This window comes from Campylobacter sp. P091, from assembly GCF_002138935.1.
Classification (GTDB): Bacteria; Campylobacterota; Campylobacteria; order Campylobacterales; family Campylobacteraceae; genus Campylobacter; species Campylobacter devanensis.
Genome location: NZ_MJKZ01000004.1, coordinates 12,228 through 30,204, shown reverse-complemented (window position 1 = coordinate 30,204; position 17,977 = coordinate 12,228). Strand labels below are relative to the sequence as shown.

Here is a 17,977-nt window from a genome sequence, read left to right as displayed (position 1 = left end):
GTAGAAATGAAAAGAGAAATTCAAGGTGTCGTAGTAGCGATAGCTGGGAATAAAACTGCAACTATATTAGTTGAAAGAAGAGTTATGCACTCAAGATATCATAAATTCGTAAAACGCTTTAAAAAGTATCTAGTTCATGATGAGAAAAATGAGCTAAAAGTGGGAGATACTATATCAGCTGTTGAGTGCAGACCGCTAAGCGCTAGAAAAAAATTCCGCTTACAATCAGTTTTGAAAACAGGAGTTGAATAATGATACAAAGTTTTACAAGACTAGCAGTAGCAGATAATAGTGGCGCAAAAGAGTTAATGTGTATAAAAGTTTTAGGTGGTAGCAAAAGACGATATGCAAGCCTAGGTGATGTTATCGTTTGCTCAGTTAAGAAAGCTCTACCAAATGGCAAAATTAAAAAAGGTCAAGTGGTAAAAGCAGTAGTAGTAAGGACTAAAAAAGAAGTTCAAAGAGATAATGGATCTTTAATTAGATTTGATGAAAATGCTGCTGTTATACTTGATAACAAAAGAGAGCCAGTAGGTACTCGTATATTTGGCCCAGTGGGTAGAGAAGTAAGATATGCGAATTTTATGAAAATCGTATCTCTTGCACCGGAGGTTCTATAATGGCAGTAAAATATAAAATCAAAAAAGGCGATGAAGTAAAAGTAATCGCAGGTGATGATAAAGGCAAAGTTGCTAAAGTTTTAGCAGTGCTTCCTAAAAAAGGTCAAGTGATAGTAGAGGGTGTAAAAGTTGCTAAAAAAGCTGTAAAACCAAGTGAGAAAAATCCAAATGGTGGCTTTATAAGCAAAGAGATGCCTATTGATATTTCAAATGTAAGCAAAGTTGAGGGCTAAGTATGAGATTAAAAACTAAATACGCAGAGAGTATTAAACCGGCTTTGGTTAAAGAATTTGATATCAAAAATCCTATGCTTATTCCAGCAATTGAGAAAATTGTGATTAGCGTCGGAGCTGGCGAGGGTGCTAAGGATCAAAAATTGCTTCAAAATATGGCTGATACAATATCTTTAATAGCCGGTCAAAAAGCAGTTGTTACAAATGCTAAAAAATCAGTTGCTGGCTTTAAAGTAAGAGAAGGCTTCCCTGTTGGTATAAAAGTAACTCTAAGAAAAGAGCAAATGTATGCATTCTTAGATAAACTAATTAGCATCGCACTTCCTAGGGTAAAAGACTTCCGTGGTTTGCCTAGAGATGGATTTGATGGTCGTGGTAATTATAACTTTGGTTTAAATGAACAACTAATGTTTCCAGAAGTTGTATTTGATCAAATTCTAAGAACACATGGTATGAATATAACTATAGTTACAACAACTAACGATGACAAACAAGCGTTCAAACTACTTGAACTCTTTGGCATTCCATTTGCAAAAGGAAAGTAATATGGCAAAAAAATCAATGATAGCAAAAGCAGCACGCAAACCTAAATTTAGCGTGCGTGGATACACTAGATGTCAAATTTGTGGTCGCCCACACTCTGTTTATAAAGATTTTGGAATTTGCCGTGTGTGCCTAAGAAAAATGGCTAACGAAGGACTAATACCAGGTCTTAAAAAAGCAAGTTGGTAAGGGAAGCAAGATGATAAATGATTTAATTTCAGACGGATTAACACGCATTAGAAATGCGGCTATGAGAAGATTAGAGACTACTCAACTTCTACACTCAAATGTTGTTGAGGCGACTTTAAAAATTCTAGCACAAAAAGGTTATATTGAAAGCTACAATGTTATTGAAGAGAATAATAAAAAATTCATTAATGTAGTTTTAAAATATGACGAGCGTGGTAGAAGTGTTATCAATGAGCTAAAAAGAGTTTCAAAACCAGGCCGTAGAGTTTATCAAGGCAAAGACGAGATTAAAAGATTTAAAAATGGTTATGGGACAATTATCGTTAGCACAAGCAAAGGTGTTTTAAGTAATGATGAAGCACACAAAGCTGGTGTTGGCGGTGAGGTGCTTTGTACAGTTTGGTAAGAGTGGAATTAGCCTTTTTAAATTTGAAAGGCTAATCTTTTTATGGTATTGGGTATCCATTCGCATAGCGTAGAAATACCCTAGACAAGTAAAAAGGAAAAATATGTCAAGAATTGGAAAACAGCCAATATCTATCCCAAGTGGTTTAGATGTTAGTTTAAATGGTGCAGTTTTAGTGTTTAAAAAGGGCAACGCTACTAAAGAACTAGACACTAAAGGCAATGTCAATGTAGAAGTTAAAGATGGTTTTATCACTTTTGCTAGTAAGGGCGATGATAGACAAAGCAGAGCCTACTGGGGTACATATCGTGCTTTGGCTAATAATATAGTAATTGGCTTAACTGCTGGATTTACTAGACAGTTAGAGATCAATGGTGTTGGTTATAAAGCTGCAGCAAAAGGCAAAGTATTAGAGTTAGCATTAGGCTTTTCTCACCCTATTAATTATGAACTTCCTGAAGGTGTAGAAGTAAGTGTTGAGAAAAACATTATCACAATTAAAGGTAGCGATAAACAAGTAGTAGGCCAAGTAGCAGCTGAAGTAAGAGGCTTTAGACCACCAGAACCTTACAAAGGCAAAGGTGTCAAATATGTCGAAGAGCGCATAATCCGCAAAGCCGGTAAAACATCTAAGAAATAAGGGTAAGCAATGGTAGCAAATGTATTAAAAAGAAAATTATCTCTAAGAATTAAGAGAAAAAGAAGAATAAGAGCTAAAATTAGCGGTACTGCGTCTTGCCCTAGAATTTCTATATTCAAATCTAATAGAACTCTATATGTCCAAGCGATAGAAGATATCAACGCTACTACGCTTTGTGCTAGTGATGGCAGAAAACTAGGCGTAAAAGCAAATAAAGCCGGTGCGGCAGTGCTAGCTAAAGATATTGCTGCAAAACTAGAAAAAGCTGGAATTAAAGAAGCGGTATTTGATAGAAATGGCTATCTTTATCATGGTGTAGTTGCAGCATTTGCTGAAGCTCTAAGAGAAAATGGCATTAAGCTATAACGCAAGGATTGTTGATGGAAAAGTATAATAGAGAAGAATTTGAAGAAGTAATCGTCGATATCGGTCGTGTTACTAAGGTTGTAAAAGGCGGTAGAAGATTTAGATTTACAGCTCTTGTTGTTGTAGGTGATAAAAAAGGTCGTGTTGGATTCGGATTTGGTAAAGCTAAAGAGGTGCCAGATGCGATGAGAAAAGCTACTGATGATGCGTTTAAAAACATTGTAGAAGTCAAATTAAAAGGCAATACAATTCCTCACGATATCGAAGTTAAATACAACGCAAGTAGAATTCTACTAAAACCAGCTAGCGAAGGTACCGGAGTTATCGCTGGTGGTGGTGCTCGTCCAGTTGTAGAGTTGGCAGGTATCAAAAATATACTTACTAAATCTCTTGGTTCAAACAACTCTGCAAATGTCGTTCGTGCTACAATTAAAGCATTAAGTATGCTAAAAGGTTAAGGAGAGAGCATGGGACTAGAAAATTTACAAAAAGCTGCTGGCTCAACTCGCAACACTAAAAGAATCGGTCGTGGTCAAGGTAGCGGTTGGGGTAAAACAGCCACAAAAGGTGGCAAAGGCCAAACAGCTAGAAAAGGTTATAACGAAAAAAGAGGCTTTGAAGGTGGCCAACAACCACTTCAAAGAAGACTACCAAAAGTAGGCTTTACTTCTAAATTTGAAAAACCATATGCGATTAGCGTTGATAGAAATCCTGCTATTAAAGAGTTAAGCGAAATTACACTAGATACTCTTAAAACAGTACATAAATTCTCAAACAGCATTAAAAAAGTTAAACTCATTGGTGCTGGTGCTAAAGATTTAGCAAGTAAAATAAAAGATGAGAATATAAAGGCAACTGGAATTAACTAATGAACAGAGCATTAATCAACAAGATATTAATTACGCTTGGATTTTTGTTTGCTTACAGGGTGCTGGCTTATGTGCCAGTGCCTGGTGTAAATATTGATGTTATTAGGGAATTTTTTACTTCAAATAGCTCAAATGCGCTTGGTATGTTTAATATGTTTAGCGGCGGCGCTGCTGAGCGTCTAAGCATTATTTCGCTAGGCATTATGCCTTATATTACTGCTTCAATTATTATGGAGCTTTTAGCTGCTACATTTCCAAATTTAGGCAAGATGAAAAAAGAGCGTGATGGTATGCAAAAATATATGCAGATTATCCGCTATGCTACTATCGTAATTACCGTGATACAAGCAATTGGTGTAAGCATCGGATTACAAAGTCTAACTGGCAAAGATGGATCTAGTGCGATAATGATAGATACGAATTTATTTATCGGAATTAGCTGCGTATCTATGCTAACTGGTACGATGTTGCTTATGTGGATAGGTGAGCAGATCACTCAAAGAGGTATTGGTAATGGTATTAGTCTTATAATCTTTGCTGGTATCGTAAGTGGTATTCCAAGTGCTATTGGCGGGACAATTGATCTAGTCAATACCGGCGAGTTAAATTTCTTAGTAGTTATAGCAATTGCTTTGATTATCCTAGCTACTGTTGGTGTGGTAATATATGTAGAGATGGGAGAAAGAAGGGTGCCGATTTCATATTCTCGTAAAACTGTTATGCAAAATCAAAATAAGAGAATAATGAATTACATCCCTATTAAAGTAAATTTAAGTGGTGTTATTCCACCGATTTTTGCTAGTGCTATTTTGATGTTCCCGGGGACAATTTTACAAGCAAGTACAAATGAGTTTATATTAGCTATCAATGATTTTTTAAATCCAAATAGCTATTTTTTCAATATTTTAACATTTTTGTTTATTCTATTTTTTGCATATTTTTATGCTTCAATCACATTTAACGCAAAAGACATAAGCGAAAATTTAAAAAGACAAGGTGGATTTATTCCTGGTGTTAGACCTGGCGAAAGCACCGCTAACTTCTTAAACGAAGTAGCTAGCAGACTTACCTTAACTGGTTCTATATATCTTGGTCTTATCTCTACTTTGCCTTGGGTTTTGGTTAAATTTATGGGAGTTCCTTTCTATTTTGGTGGTACATCTGTATTGATTGTAGTTCAAGTAGCGCTTGATACTATGAGAAAGATAGAAGCTCAAGTCTATATGAGTAAATATCAAACTCTAAGTGCGGTTGGGCTATAAAATGGCTATAGGTATAAAAACTCCAAAAGAGATAGAGAGTATGCGTGCGGCTAATAAGATAGTCGCAGCTACTCTAGATCATCTCCATACTATTATTAAGCCTGGAATTTCGCTACTTGAAATTGACAAAATTTGCGAAGATATGATAGTTTCTGCTGGGGCTAAACCAGCTTTTAAAGGACTTTACGGCTTTCCAAATACAGCTTGTATCAGCGTAAATGAGGTTGTGATTCATGGAATTCCAAATGGCTATATTTTACAAGATGGTGATATAGTTTCAGTTGATATTGGTTCAAATTTAAATGGATTTTTTGGTGATAGTGCTAGGACATATCCAGTAGGCAATATCTCAAAAAGCGATGAAGATTTGATAGCTTGTAGCAAAGATGCTTTGTATTATGCTATTGATGAGATTAGGGTTGGTATGCATTTTAAAGAGTTGTGCTATAAGTTGGAGCAATTTATACTATCTCGTGGGTATGTGCCTTTAAAGGGATTTTGCGGTCATGGTATAGGTCGCAAACCACATGAAGAGCCTGAAATTCCAAATTATTTAGAAGGGACAACCCCAAAAGCTGGGCCAAAGATTAGAAATGGTATGGTCTTTTGTATCGAGCCGATGATTTGTCAAAAAGATGGCACCCCAAAGATTGCCGCAGACAAATGGACTGTTACTAGCGTAGATGGTATGCGCACTAGCCATTATGAACACTGCGTAGCTGTGATAAATGGCAAGGCTGAAATTTTAAGTAGCGTTAGCTAAAGGTTGCTTTGAGTTTAAAGAAATTTAAATTCAATTTAATTTTCTTTAAATTTTTAATAGCTGATAATAACGAAAGGAATAAATTTGGCAAAAGATGATGTTATAGAGATTGATGGTAATGTAGTTGAAGCCCTACCAAATGCCACTTTCAAAGTAGAATTAGATAATAAGCATGTGATTTTATGCCACATTGCAGGCAAGATGAGAATGCACTATATCAAAATAATGCCAGGTGATAGGGTTAAAGTGGAGCTTACGCCATATAGTCTAGATAAAGGCAGAATCACATATCGTTATAAATAATCTATGATAGAGATTTTAAAAGATAAGCTTAAAAGATTTGGCGTATCTTCGCAAGATTTAGATGAGATAGAAGAATCTTTACAAATTAAAAAATTTAGCGATGGTAGCTCCCTTACAAAGAGCCATTATGGACTGCTGATGATAGGCTCTGGGTCCCTTAGAGTTTATACTATTTTTGGCTCTCAAGAACAGACAATTCTCACCCTTGAAAAGGGTGATGAATGGGTAATATGCCAAATTTGTACTCAAAAATCACTTCAATTAGAATTAAATCTTCAAGCTCTTGGCGATTTAGAAATTATCACAATCCCAGATAATATTTTTAGAAATTTAAGGGAGAAATATCCTAAGCTTAGTGAGTATATTTTGACTATTTTTGCTAAGCAATTTGCTAAGAGTATAGAGGTAGCTTCAAAAAGCAAAACTATACCATTTCGTGATAGGCTGATTGAATTTATCAATAAAAATGCTATAAATAACAGCATAAAGATAACTCATCAGCAAATAGCAAATCATCTAGGCGTAACAAGAGAGAGCGTATCTAAAAATCTCAAACAGCTAGAAAAAAATGGATTTTTAACCCTATCAAGAGGTGAAATTTGTTTAGTTGTGTGAAGCGGTTACATACAAAAATATAAAAATTCTATAAAATCCAAATTTAATTTATTTTAAAGGATTTTTATGGATTTAGAGATGTTTTGTCATCAATGTGAGATGAGTGCTAATGATGGATGTGGCTCTAAAGGACAAAGTATCGGAACTTGCGGTAAAGACGCTACACTAGCAAGACTACAAGATATGATGATATTTGCCTTAAAGGGTCTAAGTGCATATCGCCACCACGCAAATGAATTAGGGGCTAATACAAAAAATGTAGATGATGTAATGGCTCAAACCCTGTATTTTACACTTACAAATATGAATTTTAACTTTGATCAGCATATTGAACAATTGCTAAAAGTAGGCAAAGCTGGAGTAGAAGTTATGGATATTCTAAGCAATGCTCATACAAGCAAATTCGGTATCCCAACGCCCGTAAAAATTACTCAAAACAGAGCAGAAGGCAAAGCTATTTTAGTAAGCGGACATAATCTTCATGCGCTAAAAGAGTTGTTAGAACAGACCAAAGACAAAGGGATCAATATCTATACTCACTCTGAAATGCTTCCAGCTCATGGCTATCCAGAGCTTAAAAAGTATCCTCATTTAAAAGGGAATTTAGGCAAAGCTTGGTTTGATCAAACTGAGCTTTTTAATAAATTTAACGGGGCTATTTTGATGACTACAAATTGTATTGTCCCGCTTCGCAAAAGTGCCAAGTATAGCGATAGATTGTTTGGATATGATATTGCTAGCACTAAAGGCATAGCTCATATTATCGGTGACGACTTTACTCCATTAATTAATAAGGCTTTAGAGCTTGATGATGTAAGCGGCTTTGATAGCGATGAAGTAATCAGCACAGGCCATCACTATAAGGCTGTTTTGCCTATGGCTGGTGAGATTTTAGAGGCGATTAAAAGTGGTAAAATTCGTAGATTTTTTGTTATAGCAGGATGTGATGCGCCGGGCAAGGGTAGAGAGTATTATAGAGAGCTAGCTCTTAGCGTGCCAAAAGATTGTGTGATTTTGACTTCAAGTTGTGGTAAATTTAGATTTAATGATATAGATTTTGGTCTAATTGAAGGGACAAATATCCCAAGATATTTAGATTTGGGTCAGTGTAATGATAGCAATGGCGGAGTAAAAATAGCTATGGCTTTAAGCGAAGCTACAGGGATAGCTATCAATGACTTGCCACTTTCAATAGTGTTAATGTGGATGGAACAAAAAGCTATAATAATATTAGTAGCACTCTTATATTTAGGTGTAAAAAATATCCATATAGGGCCTAGCTTGCCAAAATTTTTAAATAGTGAGATATTAAATTTCTTAGTAGAAAAATATAATCTATCACTAATCAGCGAAGATCCAAAAGCGGATTTAGAGAAATTTTTAAACTCTTAAGTTTTTAACAGGGCTACGGCTCTGTTAAGCGTAATCCCATTTTGATTTAAATTCAAATTTATAAATTTTAAAGCCAATTTTAGATACAATTTTGCGCTTTGCATCCAAACTGGATAAAGAAGTGTTTTCAAAGCGTGCCACTTGTTTTGAAAATAGTTGGTTTAGGCGTGTTCTTAGACCTAAGTGCAGTCTAGTAAAAGTGGTAAATAATTTTTAGGAGACTCAGATGAAAGTTCGTCCTTCTGTAAAGAAGATGTGTGACAAATGTAAAATTGTCAAACGCAAAGGCATAGTTCATGTAATTTGCGAAAATCCAAAACATAAACAAAGACAAGGATAAGGTATGGCTCGTATTGCAGGTGTTGATTTACCAAAGAAAAAAAGAGTTGAGTATGGCCTTACATATATCTATGGTATAGGGCTATATACTTCAAGAAAAATTCTTGATGCTGTAGGTATCTCTTATGACAAGAGAGTTTATGAGCTAAGTGAAGATGAAGCCGCTGCGATCAGAAAAGAGATCCAAGAGCACTATATGGTTGAAGGTGACCTAAGAAAAAGTGTAGCTATGGATATTAAGGCTTTAATGGATTTAGGTAGCTTTAGAGGCTTAAGACACAGAAAAGGTCTGCCAGTGCGTGGTCAAAAAACAAAAACAAACGCAAGAACTAGAAAAGGCAGAAGAAAAACTGTTGGCGCTGCTACTAAATAAGGATAAAATATGGCAAAGAGAAAAGTAATTAAGAAAAAAGTAGTTAAAAAAAATATAGCTAGAGGCATTGTATATGTTTCTGCTACATTTAATAATACAATGGTTACGGTTACTGATGAGATGGGTAATGCTATTGCTTGGAGTAGTGCTGGTGGCTTAGGCTTTAAAGGTAGCAAAAAATCAACCCCATACGCAGCTCAACAAGCTGTAGAAGATGCATTAAATAAAGCTAAAGAGCATGGCATTAAAGAAGTAGGCATCAAAGTTCAAGGCCCAGGTAGTGGTAGAGAAACAGCAGTTAAAAGTATCGGCGCAGTAGAAGGAATTAAGGTGCTATATCTAAAAGATATAACTCCTCTAGCTCACAATGGCTGCAGACCACCAAAACGCCGCCGCGTGTAATTGTAGATAGAATTTAGGAGAATTATAATGGCAAGATATAGAGGACCAGTTGAAAAATTAGAAAGACGCCTAGGTGTATCTCTTGCACTTAAAGGCGAAAGAAGACTAGCTGGCAAGAGCGCATTAGAAAAAAGACCATACGCTCCAGGCCAACACGGACAAAGAAAAGCTAAAGTAAGCGAATATGGCTTACAATTAAGAGAGAAACAAAAAGCTAAATTTATGTATGGCGTAAGTGAAAAACAATTTAGAAGATTATTTGCCGAAGCCGCAAGAAGAGAGGGAAATACTGGTGCACTTCTTATCTCTTTATTAGAGCAAAGACTTGATAATGTAGTTTATAGAATGGGCTTTGCATCTACTAGAAGATTCGCAAGACAGCTAGTAACTCACGGCCATATCTTAGTAAATGGCAAAAGAGTTGATATCCCTTCATACAGAGTAAGAGCCGGTGAAAAGATAGAAATTGTCGAGAAAAGCAAAGAAAACCCACAAATCGTTCGTGCTATAGAGCTTACTAATCAAACAGGCATGGTGGCTTGGGTTGATGTAGAAAAAGATAAAAAATATGGAATTTTCACTAGAATTCCAGAACGAGAAGAGGTTATCATTCCAGTTGAGGAAAGATATATAGTCGAGCTTTACTCTAAATAATAAGGAGAGTATGATGAGAAAGATAACAACATCAGCTTACATGCCTACTGATATAGAGGTTATCCCAGTAAGTGAAAATGTAGCTAAAATAGTAGCATATCCATTTGAAACTGGTTATGCAGTTACTCTAGCTCATCCGCTTCGCAGACTACTTTATACAAGTACAGTTGGATTTGCTCCAACTGCTGTTAAAATCGAGGGCGTATCGCACGAATTCGATAGTATGCGTGGTATGCTAGAAGATGTAACACTATTTATCATAAATCTCAAAAATTTACGATTTAAGCTAAAAAATGACTCAGAACATGAAGTTATCGAGTATAGCTTCAAAGGGCCAAAAGAGATAACTGGTGCTGATTTATGTAACGATATCGTTAGTATAGTAAATCCTGAAGCATATCTAGCAACAATCAATGAAGATGCTGAGCTTAAATTTACACTGGTAATAGAAAAAGGTATCGGTTATGTTCCTAGTGAAGAGATTAGAGAGAGTGTAGAGAGTGGCTATATCGCTCTTGATGCGTTTTTTACACCAGTTAAACATGCAGTTTATGAGATTGAAAATGTCCTAGTTGAGGATAATCCAGACTATGAAAAAATAGTTTTAACTATAACTACTGATGGTCAGGTGTCACCTTTAGAGGCGTTTAAAAACTCAATTGAGGCTATGTACAAGCAAATGGCAATATTTAATAATATTTTAAGTATAGACGTAAATATGGCTATGACATCATCTCAAGGTTCTAGTGAGCATTCAAAATTACTAGAGAGCATCGAAAATTTAAATCTATCAGCTAGAAGTTTTAACTGCTTAGATAAGGCTGAGATTAAATTTATCGGTGAGCTTGCTTTGATGGAAGAGAGCGAGTTAAAAGAGCTTAAAAATTTAGGTAAAAAATCTCTTGATGAGATTAAGGCTGTAATGGCTGAAATTGGCTATCCATTTAGCGAGAATAAGCTAGGCGATAGCAAAGAATCACTCAGAAAAAAGATAGCTGAGTTAAAATCATAAAAGCGAAGGAAAGATAATGAGACACAATCACGGATATAGAAAACTAGGCCGCACTAGCTCTCACCGTGCTGCTTTGCTTAAAAACCTTACGATCGCAATCGTTAAGGCTGGTAGAATTGAAACTACACTGCCAAAAGCAAAAGAGCTAAGAAGCTACGTAGAAAAATTAATTACAAGAGCTAGAAAAGGCGATTTTAACGCTCATAAATTTGTATTTGCATCTTTACAAGATAAAGAAGCTACTAACAAATTAGTTACTCAAATCGCACCAAAATATGCAAATAGAAATGGTGGCTACACTAGAATCATCAAAACACGCACCAGAAAAGGTGACGCAGCTGAAATGGCTTATATCGAGCTAGTATCTGAATAAAATTATTTGCTAGGAGAGATCCTAGCAAGTTGCTTAATTAAGTATTCTAAATTTACAAACCATACATTTTAAAAATCAAATGGGATTATATTTATAATATCTGCTCTAATAATTTTATTTGCTGGTTGTAGCGTAACAAAAAATGATGAAATTCATCATTTAACTATCCTTCATACCAACGATCATCATGGCGTTATTTTACCTATTAACTCTAAAGGCGGGTTAGCTCAACGCTCAACATATATTAATAGCGTTATTCTAATGTCTGATGATATGCAAAACAAACCAATTAACGAGAAAATCGATTTTATAGCTCAATCTGCTCAAGCATTAGGCATAAATCTAACCGCCCAAGACTTAGATATTATCACATCGCTATTTACTATAGAAGATACTAAAGGCAATAGTGTAATAGCAACTGAGGGCATAAAGCTAGCTGCTCAAGCCGCACAGGGCAATCAAGAAGCTGCTCAAATAATATCTAAAACCGCCAAAGCTATTCAAAAGAACTCACAAGACTCTATAAATGCTACTTCAAATTTGATAAATACATTTAACTTGGCTACAAAAAATGAAGTAGGCAAAAGAATTTCAAATGTTACAGCTCGCTCAAATGCAAGCCAACTTGCAAATTTCATCGAATCTCTTGAAGGGCAAAAATTTGCTGATGTTAGTAGCGGTGTGCTTCTTTTAATGATGGCTGATGAGATGGCTGCGTATCAAAACTCATTTTATCTAAATGCCCTAGGTGCTAAATGCGACTTTAAAGATGGCACAAATCCAAAAATCTACGGCGCAATCTTGGGCTATGATAGAATGATAGATGACTTGCTAATTGGTGGTTACTTCTCATATACAAATTCCCAAACTGAAAATATCAAGCTTGATAGCGATGTCTATGAACTTGGCCTTTATTCTAGATATTTTTTAGATAATAATGAATTTGGCTTTAATATAGCTGGAGGTTATGGTAAAAATGATTTAAGCTATACTCAAAATATCTTTGGGATAAATAAAATCTTGCAGTCTAATTTTAACTCATCATATATTGCTTTAGGATTAGATTATGGTTATAGATTTGCTATCAATGATAATGCAAGTATTAAACCATATATTGGAGCAGATTATCTATATTCTAAAACTCAAAACTACACTCTAAAAGATGAAACCGGAGCAGACTTTCAAAAAATACAGAGCAATGCAGTTAAGAATTTAAAAGCTAAACTAGGTCTTGAAATGGTTAAAAACTTTGATGAAATTTCAATATATGCTAATGCTAAAATCAAAAGAGATTTAATCAATGATGAAGGATTTACTAGAAGCTCATTTGCAGGTTCAAGTGCTGGATTTAATATCAAAGGCAATGATAAAAAACATACAAATTTTGCAATTGATACTGGAATTGCATATAATGCAACTAAAAATCTAAGTATAAATTTAAACCTAGGAGCTGATGTAAATAGCGATGATAAAATATATAGCACAAGTTTTGGAGCTGCTTATAAATTCTAATAAATAGAGCCTAGAAATAGGCTCCATTTAATCTAAATTTTTTATACTGCTATATAATTATTAAAAATACAAAAGGATAAAAATGATACCATTTAGCGATGAGGAGCTATATGAACCAGTTTGGCAGAGCCTTAAAGTTGTAATGCCTATGCTTGAGCGTGATGGTGGCGGTATGAAGCTTTTGGGGATTAAAAATGGAGTTGTGTATGTGCAATTAATAGGACATTGTAACGGCTGTTCTGCAAGTGGTCAGACGCTTAAATTTGGGATTGAAAAGCAGATTCGCAACGATATTCATCCAGAATTGACAGTAGTAAATATTCCAATCGGTCAAGAATTTGATATATCAAAGATGTAAAATCTTACAATGTTTCAAACTAAATTGAAATAAAATTTATTATATTTTATAAAAGATAGTGGAGGATTTTGCTGTATTTTTACTCTTAAGCAGTGAAAATGGTAAATTTTGAATTATCTCTTTTGGTATGTGGTTATAGCATCTACTAATGCAACTAAAATCTAAGTTGAAATTTAAACCTAGGCGATGATATAAATAGCGATGATAAAATCTATAGCACAAACTTTAGAACTACTTATAAATTCTATTAATAGAGCCTAAAAATAGGCTCTATTTAATCTAAATTTTTTATATTTTGTGTATAATTAGTCAAAATTTTTTTAAATTTATGCTATATCCAGGGGAATAGATGGAGCAAAATTACAAAGAAATTGCGATAAAATTATTTAAGCAAGGTCAATTTGAGCTAGCTAAAATAAGCCTTAGCATGGCGTATAATAAATTGCCAAGCGATGAGTTGCTTGCATTTATTGAGTTTTGCGATATAGCAAAGGATAATCCAAATGATGCTTTCTCGCTCTTTGCGATATACTTTGATCCAGCTCAAGATGACAATACGCAAATATTTAATGAGATGATTGAGATTATGCAAAGCTCAGCCCAAGAGAGCAATATGGAGATTGAAAGCCAAAATGCTATTACTTATGCTGATTTTAAAAATTTGTTAAATGAAAATAATTTTAAAAGTCTATTTGAGAGCATTTTATTTTCAACTAAAATCATAATTATGCATAAAGATGAGCTTTTTGAGCTGGTAAATTTCCTTGTAGATAATGGATTTACGGATATTGGACTAAAGTATTTAGAGGGTTCAACTAAGATGTTTGCAGGAGATGAGCGCTTAGCAATTATGCTAGAAAAGATTAAGGATAAAGATGAAAATAGCCTTAAATAATGGATTTTTAACTGATAATTCTAATGATGTTACGACTGGGGCTTATTTTGTAGTTACTAATTCAAATTCAAAATATGCAGATGATGCACTAGATGCTGGAGCAAAACTAATTAGCCCACGACAAGCTATAGAGATTTTAGGACTTAAAGAACGTATAAAAATTATTGGAATTACAGGTACAAATGGCAAGACTACAACAGCGTTTTTACTTGCTCATACCCTCTCAAATTTGGGCTATAAATGTGCTATTAGTGGGACATGTGGATCATTTGTAGATGGTAGGCAGATTGCTAAAAAAGGGTTGACAACTAGTCAAATTCTAGAGACTCTAAGCTATATAAAAGAAGCAGTTGAATGTGATTGTAAATATTTTATAATGGAGGTTAGCTCTCATGCTATAGCACAAAATCGTATTGAAGGGCTAGAATTTGCTTTAAAAATTTTTACGAATTTAAGTCAAGACCATTTAGATTTTCATAAAAGCTTTGATGAGTACGCTAGAGTAAAATCAAGCTTTTTATCAGATTCAAGCGATAAAATTATAAATTGCGATGATAAAAATATTAGCTATAATGCTTTAAATGCGCTTACCTACTCATTAAAAAACGGCAACATAATCGCTAGTAATTTTGAGTTAAAAGATGGCATAATAGCAACTATACAAAGCAAGAGCGAAATAGCAAATTTAAGCCTAAATTTGCATGGCAAATTTAATCTTTATAATGCTCTTGGCGTTATTGCTGCAAGCAAGAAGTTGCTAAATTTAGACCTGCAATCTATTTGCAATGCTCTAAAAGGCTTTAGTGGAGTAGCTGGTAGAATGGAGATAGTATCTCCTGATATTATTGTAGATTTTGCACATACACCAGATGGGATAGAAAAAGTTTTAAGCTCCGTAACAGAAAGAGAGTTGATAGTAGTCTTTGGTGCTGGTGGTGATAGAGATAAAAGTAAGCGAGCTATAATGGGACAAATAGTTGCAAAATATGCTAAGGTTGCAATCGTAACAAGCGATAATCCTCGTAGCGAAGATCCAAATTCAATAATAGAACAAGTTGCTTCTAAAATGCCGCCAAATACCATTAAAATTACCGATCGTAAAGAGGCTATTAAAAGGGCAATGGATATACAAAATGGCGAAGTTTTACTCATTTTAGGTAAGGGAGATGAGGATTATCAAGAGATAAATGGGATAAAGTATCCATTTAGCGATCAAAAAATAGTAAAAGAAATATTAAGCAATAAAGGATAAAAATGAAAATACAGATGCTAGCTAGCAAAATTCACAGAGCCACAGTAACTGATGCAAATTTAAACTATGTAGGCTCTATTACAATTGATGAAAATCTGATGAAGGCTGCAAATTTAATCGAATTTCAAAAGGTTGAAATCTTAGATGTAAATAATGGTGAGAGATTTGCAACTTATGTAATAAAAGGGGAAAAAGAGGGCGAAATATGCTTAAATGGAGCAGCTGCTAGAAAGGTTTGTATAGGTGATATTATTATAATAGTTAGCTATGCTACAATGAGTGTAAAAAAGGCTAAAAAATTTAAACCAACTATTGTTCATGTAGATTCAAATAATAAAATAGATGACTAAAAAAGCCAAATTTAATGGCTCATTTGTTATAATCGCCAAAATTTAAAGGTTAAATATGTTTAAGGATTTTGATTTTTCAAAAATGGGTGAAATGTTGGCTCAAGCCCAGCAAAAAGCAAGCGAATTTGAGGCGCAGATTGCCGCAAAAGAGTTTGAGAGTAAATCAGGCGGTGGATTAATTAGTGTTAAGATTAATGGCAAGGCCGAAATTCTAGATATTTGCATAGATGATTCCTTGCTTGAAGATAAGGATAGCTTGCAAATTTTGCTAATTTCAGCTGTGAATGATGCTATTAAACTAGCTAACGATGAAAAGCAAAATGCAGCCGCATCTTTACTTGGCGGTTTTGGAGGTATAAGGTGAGAAAGATTTTGGCTGCTATTTTAGTGGTTGGGGCGATTTTGCATGCCGCCCCAGAGCCGACAATCGCTGATAGAACGGCGATTTATGATAAAATGCGTGAGTCGCAGTTTAACTACAAAGATCAAATAGCAATCTCTTTAAATGGCGAATATGCTGCTGTTGTTTATGATAAGGCAAACCCGCTAAATAAAAAGGATTATATTAAATTTGACCCATATTTAGGGCTATATTTGGTTAGACCAGGGTTTTCTTTGCGTGGTGCATTTATGCTTGATGAGCTCGATAGTAAGCAAGATATGTGGGTTATGACGCTACAAGAAAACATTACAAATATGGGGCATATTAAGAGTTTTGGTAGTGAATTAGGTCAATTTGATGAGCTTAGCTTTAAAACAGGTAAGGTTGGAATGCTAGTATGCGATTGCGCTTCAATGGTAGGAATTAGCCTAGGCGATGATAAATTTATTCCAAATAGATATTTAAAGCATTTTATGCGATATGACGATGTGTATTATGGTGATATTGGAGTTAAATTTAGCGAAGATAATGCTACTATAAAAGTTCAAAGTGTAAATCCATTTGGTTCAGGCAAGGAGCTTAAAAGCTCTGATATAGTCGTCTCAGTAAATGGCAAAACGCCAAAAAATTTAAGAGAAATAAATGAGATGGTGCTATTTGCTGATAAGGGTTCGGTGCTTAAATTTGAGATAAAGCGTGATGGAAAACCACTAAGCTACGATGTAAAAATGGCAAATATTACAGTTAAAAATTTAGATATAAAAGAAGCTGAGAGCAATAAAACTGCAATTAAAAAAACACAGCCAAAGTCTAAATTTTCATCTGAATTTGGTGCTAGCTTGAATAAATCATTAGTTATTACAAGCATTAAGGCTAATTCAAAAGCTGCAAAATTAGGACTAAAAGCTGGTGATAAGATTATGCAAATTGATGGCGTAGCAATTAAAAGTATTTCTAAAATAGATGAGTTAATGAAAAATAAAAGTGGATTAGTATATATTTTAGTTTCTAGAGATGATTTTCAGTTTTTTGTGCGAGTAAATAGATGAGCTTTCTAGAGTATCTAGAATCAAATTTGCCTAGCGTAGAGAGTTTTCATCCATATTTTAATGAGGCTCTTGCTTGGGTTTTAAAAGCTGGAGGAAAGCATTTTCGTGCCCAATTAGTTATAGGCACTGCAAAGGCCATTAATCCATTGTGCGATCCATATGCAGCAGCTTTAGCTGTGGAGCTTTTGCATACATATTCGCTCATTCACGATGATCTTCCAGCGATGGATAATGCTAATCTTCGCCGTGGTGTGCCAACCTTGCATGTAAAATATGATGAGGTTACTGCAATCTTAGCTGGAGATGCACTAAATACTGCAGCATTTGGAGTGTTGGCTAATTCAAATTTACCGCCACACATTGCTATAAAATGCATACAAGTATTAAGTAAAAATGGCGGTCTTGATGGAATGGTAATTGGTCAAGCCATTGATTGCTATTTTGAAAATAAAAAATTAAGCTTAGATGAGCTTGAGTTTTTACATTTGCATAAAACAGGTGCATTAATTGCTGCAAGTATGCAAATTGGTGCAATAGTAGCTGGTGCAAGTGATGAAGAGTCTAATGATATATATAAGGCTGGTTTAAAACTAGGTCTTGCATTTCAAATTCACGATGATATAATAGATGCTACAAGTAGTAGCGATAAAGCTGGAAAACCTACAAATAATGATAGTTCCAAAAACTCATTTACAAATTTACTTGGTGTTGATAAAGCCATAGAAGCTAGAGATGAGCTAGAAAAGCAAATTATCAATCAAATTCAAAATCAAGATGTAAAAGAGTTGGTTACAAACTTAATAAACAAATACCTAAAAGGATAAA

29 protein-coding genes are annotated in these 17,977 nt (G+C 34.6%); all 29 read left to right on the top strand.

Annotation, left to right across the window (positions count from 1 at the left end):
• Positions 1-6: 6 nt before the first annotated feature.
• The 29 genes from rpsQ to CIGNP91_RS04845 all read left to right on the top strand — a co-directional run bounded on the left by rpsQ (position 7) and on the right by CIGNP91_RS04845 (position 17,976).
• Positions 7-252 carry a 30S ribosomal protein S17 gene (gene rpsQ, locus CIGNP91_RS04985; protein ID WP_442861880.1) on the top strand — a complete coding sequence of 82 codons (246 nt, stop codon included), beginning with the start codon at positions 7-9 and terminating at the stop codon, positions 250-252.
• Positions 252-620, top strand: coding sequence for a 50S ribosomal protein L14 (gene rplN / locus CIGNP91_RS04980; RefSeq protein ID WP_086225394.1), 369 nt, complete (start codon positions 252-254; stop codon positions 618-620). Before rpsQ ends, rplN begins: the two co-directional genes overlap by 1 nt.
• On the top strand, positions 620-853 hold the full coding sequence (rplX, locus tag CIGNP91_RS04975) for a 50S ribosomal protein L24 (RefSeq protein ID WP_086225395.1): 234 nt from the start codon (positions 620-622) through the stop codon (positions 851-853). The genes rplN and rplX overlap by 1 nt, the downstream gene beginning before the upstream one ends.
• A 2-nt stretch (positions 854-855) precedes the next feature.
• Positions 856-1,398, top strand: coding sequence for a 50S ribosomal protein L5 (gene rplE / locus CIGNP91_RS04970; protein WP_086225396.1), 543 nt, complete (start codon positions 856-858; stop codon positions 1,396-1,398).
• Position 1,399: 1 nt separating this feature from the next.
• Complete coding sequence (locus CIGNP91_RS04965) at positions 1,400-1,585, top strand: type Z 30S ribosomal protein S14 (RefSeq protein ID WP_038452543.1); 186 nt, start codon at positions 1,400-1,402, stop codon at positions 1,583-1,585.
• A 10-nt stretch (positions 1,586-1,595) separates the two neighbouring features.
• Positions 1,596-1,991 carry a 30S ribosomal protein S8 gene (rpsH, locus tag CIGNP91_RS04960; protein WP_086225397.1) on the top strand — a complete coding sequence of 132 codons (396 nt, stop codon included), beginning with the start codon at positions 1,596-1,598 and terminating at the stop codon, positions 1,989-1,991.
• Between the two features lie 103 nt (positions 1,992-2,094).
• The gene (gene rplF, locus CIGNP91_RS04955; protein ID WP_086225398.1) at positions 2,095-2,631 is read left to right on the top strand and encodes a 50S ribosomal protein L6; all 537 of its coding nucleotides are present in this window, start codon (positions 2,095-2,097) and stop codon (positions 2,629-2,631) included.
• Between the two features lie 9 nt (positions 2,632-2,640).
• On the top strand, positions 2,641-2,997 hold the full coding sequence (rplR, locus tag CIGNP91_RS04950) for a 50S ribosomal protein L18 (RefSeq protein WP_086253549.1): 357 nt from the start codon (positions 2,641-2,643) through the stop codon (positions 2,995-2,997).
• A gap of 14 nt (positions 2,998-3,011) precedes the next feature.
• Positions 3,012-3,455, top strand: a complete 444-nt coding sequence (rpsE, locus tag CIGNP91_RS04945) for a 30S ribosomal protein S5 (protein WP_086225400.1) — start codon at positions 3,012-3,014, stop codon at positions 3,453-3,455.
• Between the two features lie 9 nt (positions 3,456-3,464).
• Positions 3,465-3,866 (top strand): 50S ribosomal protein L15, encoded by a 402-nt coding sequence (gene rplO, locus CIGNP91_RS04940; protein ID WP_086226580.1) that lies wholly within the window; start codon positions 3,465-3,467, stop codon positions 3,864-3,866.
• Positions 3,866-5,128: a preprotein translocase subunit SecY gene (gene secY / locus CIGNP91_RS04935; RefSeq protein ID WP_086251247.1), complete on the top strand. Its 1,263-nt coding sequence runs from the start codon at positions 3,866-3,868 to the stop codon at positions 5,126-5,128. Before rplO ends, secY begins: the two co-directional genes overlap by 1 nt.
• Position 5,129: 1 nt before the next feature.
• Entirely contained in the window at positions 5,130-5,891 is a 762-nt protein-coding gene (gene map / locus CIGNP91_RS04930) for a type I methionyl aminopeptidase (RefSeq protein WP_086225403.1), read from the top strand.
• A gap of 84 nt (positions 5,892-5,975) precedes the next feature.
• On the top strand, positions 5,976-6,194 hold the full coding sequence (gene infA, locus CIGNP91_RS04925) for a translation initiation factor IF-1 (protein ID WP_009649712.1): 219 nt from the start codon (positions 5,976-5,978) through the stop codon (positions 6,192-6,194).
• 3 nt (positions 6,195-6,197) lie between these two features.
• On the top strand, positions 6,198-6,809 hold the full coding sequence (locus tag CIGNP91_RS04920; protein ID WP_086226578.1) for a Crp/Fnr family transcriptional regulator: 612 nt from the start codon (positions 6,198-6,200) through the stop codon (positions 6,807-6,809).
• Positions 6,810-6,875: 66 nt separating this feature from the next.
• Positions 6,876-8,201 (top strand): hydroxylamine reductase, encoded by a 1,326-nt coding sequence (gene hcp, locus CIGNP91_RS04915; protein WP_086238511.1) that lies wholly within the window; start codon positions 6,876-6,878, stop codon positions 8,199-8,201.
• Between the two features lie 226 nt (positions 8,202-8,427).
• Positions 8,428-8,541, top strand: a complete 114-nt coding sequence (gene rpmJ, locus CIGNP91_RS04910) for a 50S ribosomal protein L36 (RefSeq protein WP_002848032.1) — start codon at positions 8,428-8,430, stop codon at positions 8,539-8,541.
• Between the two features lie 3 nt (positions 8,542-8,544).
• Complete coding sequence (rpsM, locus tag CIGNP91_RS04905) at positions 8,545-8,913, top strand: 30S ribosomal protein S13 (protein ID WP_086225406.1); 369 nt, start codon at positions 8,545-8,547, stop codon at positions 8,911-8,913.
• Between the two features lie 9 nt (positions 8,914-8,922).
• Positions 8,923-9,315 (top strand): 30S ribosomal protein S11, encoded by a 393-nt coding sequence (gene rpsK / locus CIGNP91_RS04900; RefSeq protein WP_086225407.1) that lies wholly within the window; start codon positions 8,923-8,925, stop codon positions 9,313-9,315.
• A gap of 27 nt (positions 9,316-9,342) precedes the next feature.
• The gene (rpsD, locus tag CIGNP91_RS04895; protein ID WP_086225408.1) at positions 9,343-9,969 is read left to right on the top strand and encodes a 30S ribosomal protein S4; all 627 of its coding nucleotides are present in this window, start codon (positions 9,343-9,345) and stop codon (positions 9,967-9,969) included.
• A 13-nt stretch (positions 9,970-9,982) separates the two neighbouring features.
• Positions 9,983-10,981 carry a DNA-directed RNA polymerase subunit alpha gene (locus tag CIGNP91_RS04890; protein ID WP_086225409.1) on the top strand — a complete coding sequence of 333 codons (999 nt, stop codon included), beginning with the start codon at positions 9,983-9,985 and terminating at the stop codon, positions 10,979-10,981.
• A 16-nt stretch (positions 10,982-10,997) separates the two neighbouring features.
• Positions 10,998-11,354, top strand: coding sequence for a 50S ribosomal protein L17 (gene rplQ / locus CIGNP91_RS04885; RefSeq protein ID WP_086225410.1), 357 nt, complete (start codon positions 10,998-11,000; stop codon positions 11,352-11,354).
• A gap of 261 nt (positions 11,355-11,615) precedes the next feature.
• Complete coding sequence (locus tag CIGNP91_RS04880; protein ID WP_086241534.1) at positions 11,616-12,866, top strand: autotransporter outer membrane beta-barrel domain-containing protein; 1,251 nt, start codon at positions 11,616-11,618, stop codon at positions 12,864-12,866.
• A gap of 82 nt (positions 12,867-12,948) precedes the next feature.
• A complete protein-coding gene (locus CIGNP91_RS04875; protein WP_086252325.1) occupies positions 12,949-13,224 on the top strand; it encodes a NifU family protein in 276 nt (91 codons plus the stop codon).
• Between the two features lie 349 nt (positions 13,225-13,573).
• Positions 13,574-14,119 (top strand): hypothetical protein, encoded by a 546-nt coding sequence (locus tag CIGNP91_RS04870; protein ID WP_086253548.1) that lies wholly within the window; start codon positions 13,574-13,576, stop codon positions 14,117-14,119.
• Complete coding sequence (locus tag CIGNP91_RS04865; protein ID WP_086253547.1) at positions 14,100-15,371, top strand: UDP-N-acetylmuramoyl-L-alanyl-D-glutamate--2,6-diaminopimelate ligase; 1,272 nt, start codon at positions 14,100-14,102, stop codon at positions 15,369-15,371. Before CIGNP91_RS04870 ends, CIGNP91_RS04865 begins: the two co-directional genes overlap by 20 nt.
• Before the next feature lie 2 nt (positions 15,372-15,373).
• The gene (gene panD, locus CIGNP91_RS04860) at positions 15,374-15,721 is read left to right on the top strand and encodes an aspartate 1-decarboxylase (protein ID WP_086226571.1); all 348 of its coding nucleotides are present in this window, start codon (positions 15,374-15,376) and stop codon (positions 15,719-15,721) included.
• 55 nt (positions 15,722-15,776) lie between these two features.
• Entirely contained in the window at positions 15,777-16,085 is a 309-nt protein-coding gene (locus CIGNP91_RS04855) for a YbaB/EbfC family nucleoid-associated protein (RefSeq protein ID WP_086226570.1), read from the top strand.
• Positions 16,082-17,152 (top strand): DUF7488 domain-containing protein, encoded by a 1,071-nt coding sequence (locus CIGNP91_RS04850; RefSeq protein WP_086234743.1) that lies wholly within the window; start codon positions 16,082-16,084, stop codon positions 17,150-17,152. Before CIGNP91_RS04855 ends, CIGNP91_RS04850 begins: the two co-directional genes overlap by 4 nt.
• Entirely contained in the window at positions 17,149-17,976 is an 828-nt protein-coding gene (locus tag CIGNP91_RS04845; RefSeq protein ID WP_086253546.1) for a polyprenyl synthetase family protein, read from the top strand. The genes CIGNP91_RS04850 and CIGNP91_RS04845 overlap by 4 nt, the downstream gene beginning before the upstream one ends.
• Position 17,977: the final 1 nt, after the last annotated feature.

Excerpts from the sequence above, each read along its gene's own strand:
- rpsQ (WP_442861880.1), top strand. The coding sequence starts at position 7 with ATGAAAAGAGAAATTCAAGGTGTCGTAGTAGCGATAGCTGGGAATAAA.
- rplN (WP_086225394.1), top strand. The coding sequence starts at position 252 with ATGATACAAAGTTTTACAAGACTAGCAGTAGCAGATAATAGTGGCGCA.
- rplX (WP_086225395.1), top strand. The coding sequence starts at position 620 with ATGGCAGTAAAATATAAAATCAAAAAAGGCGATGAAGTAAAAGTAATC.
- rplE (WP_086225396.1), top strand. The coding sequence starts at position 856 with ATGAGATTAAAAACTAAATACGCAGAGAGTATTAAACCGGCTTTGGTT.
- CIGNP91_RS04965 (WP_038452543.1), top strand. The coding sequence starts at position 1,400 with ATGGCAAAAAAATCAATGATAGCAAAAGCAGCACGCAAACCTAAATTT.
- rpsH (WP_086225397.1), top strand. The coding sequence starts at position 1,596 with ATGATAAATGATTTAATTTCAGACGGATTAACACGCATTAGAAATGCG.
- rplF (WP_086225398.1), top strand. The coding sequence starts at position 2,095 with ATGTCAAGAATTGGAAAACAGCCAATATCTATCCCAAGTGGTTTAGAT.
- rplR (WP_086253549.1), top strand. The coding sequence starts at position 2,641 with ATGGTAGCAAATGTATTAAAAAGAAAATTATCTCTAAGAATTAAGAGA.
- rpsE (WP_086225400.1), top strand. The coding sequence starts at position 3,012 with ATGGAAAAGTATAATAGAGAAGAATTTGAAGAAGTAATCGTCGATATC.
- rplO (WP_086226580.1), top strand. The coding sequence starts at position 3,465 with ATGGGACTAGAAAATTTACAAAAAGCTGCTGGCTCAACTCGCAACACT.
- secY (WP_086251247.1), top strand. The coding sequence starts at position 3,866 with ATGAACAGAGCATTAATCAACAAGATATTAATTACGCTTGGATTTTTG.
- map (WP_086225403.1), top strand. The coding sequence starts at position 5,130 with ATGGCTATAGGTATAAAAACTCCAAAAGAGATAGAGAGTATGCGTGCG.
- CIGNP91_RS04920 (WP_086226578.1), top strand. The coding sequence starts at position 6,198 with ATGATAGAGATTTTAAAAGATAAGCTTAAAAGATTTGGCGTATCTTCG.
- hcp (WP_086238511.1), top strand. The coding sequence starts at position 6,876 with ATGGATTTAGAGATGTTTTGTCATCAATGTGAGATGAGTGCTAATGAT.
- rpmJ (WP_002848032.1), top strand. The coding sequence starts at position 8,428 with ATGAAAGTTCGTCCTTCTGTAAAGAAGATGTGTGACAAATGTAAAATT.
- rpsM (WP_086225406.1), top strand. The coding sequence starts at position 8,545 with ATGGCTCGTATTGCAGGTGTTGATTTACCAAAGAAAAAAAGAGTTGAG.
- rpsK (WP_086225407.1), top strand. The coding sequence starts at position 8,923 with ATGGCAAAGAGAAAAGTAATTAAGAAAAAAGTAGTTAAAAAAAATATA.
- rpsD (WP_086225408.1), top strand. The coding sequence starts at position 9,343 with ATGGCAAGATATAGAGGACCAGTTGAAAAATTAGAAAGACGCCTAGGT.
- CIGNP91_RS04890 (WP_086225409.1), top strand. The coding sequence starts at position 9,983 with ATGAGAAAGATAACAACATCAGCTTACATGCCTACTGATATAGAGGTT.
- rplQ (WP_086225410.1), top strand. The coding sequence starts at position 10,998 with ATGAGACACAATCACGGATATAGAAAACTAGGCCGCACTAGCTCTCAC.
- CIGNP91_RS04880 (WP_086241534.1), top strand. The coding sequence starts at position 11,616 with ATGTCTGATGATATGCAAAACAAACCAATTAACGAGAAAATCGATTTT.
- CIGNP91_RS04875 (WP_086252325.1), top strand. The coding sequence starts at position 12,949 with ATGATACCATTTAGCGATGAGGAGCTATATGAACCAGTTTGGCAGAGC.
- CIGNP91_RS04870 (WP_086253548.1), top strand. The coding sequence starts at position 13,574 with ATGGAGCAAAATTACAAAGAAATTGCGATAAAATTATTTAAGCAAGGT.
- CIGNP91_RS04865 (WP_086253547.1), top strand. The coding sequence starts at position 14,100 with ATGAAAATAGCCTTAAATAATGGATTTTTAACTGATAATTCTAATGAT.
- panD (WP_086226571.1), top strand. The coding sequence starts at position 15,374 with ATGAAAATACAGATGCTAGCTAGCAAAATTCACAGAGCCACAGTAACT.
- CIGNP91_RS04855 (WP_086226570.1), top strand. The coding sequence starts at position 15,777 with ATGTTTAAGGATTTTGATTTTTCAAAAATGGGTGAAATGTTGGCTCAA.
- CIGNP91_RS04845 (WP_086253546.1), top strand. The coding sequence starts at position 17,149 with ATGAGCTTTCTAGAGTATCTAGAATCAAATTTGCCTAGCGTAGAGAGT.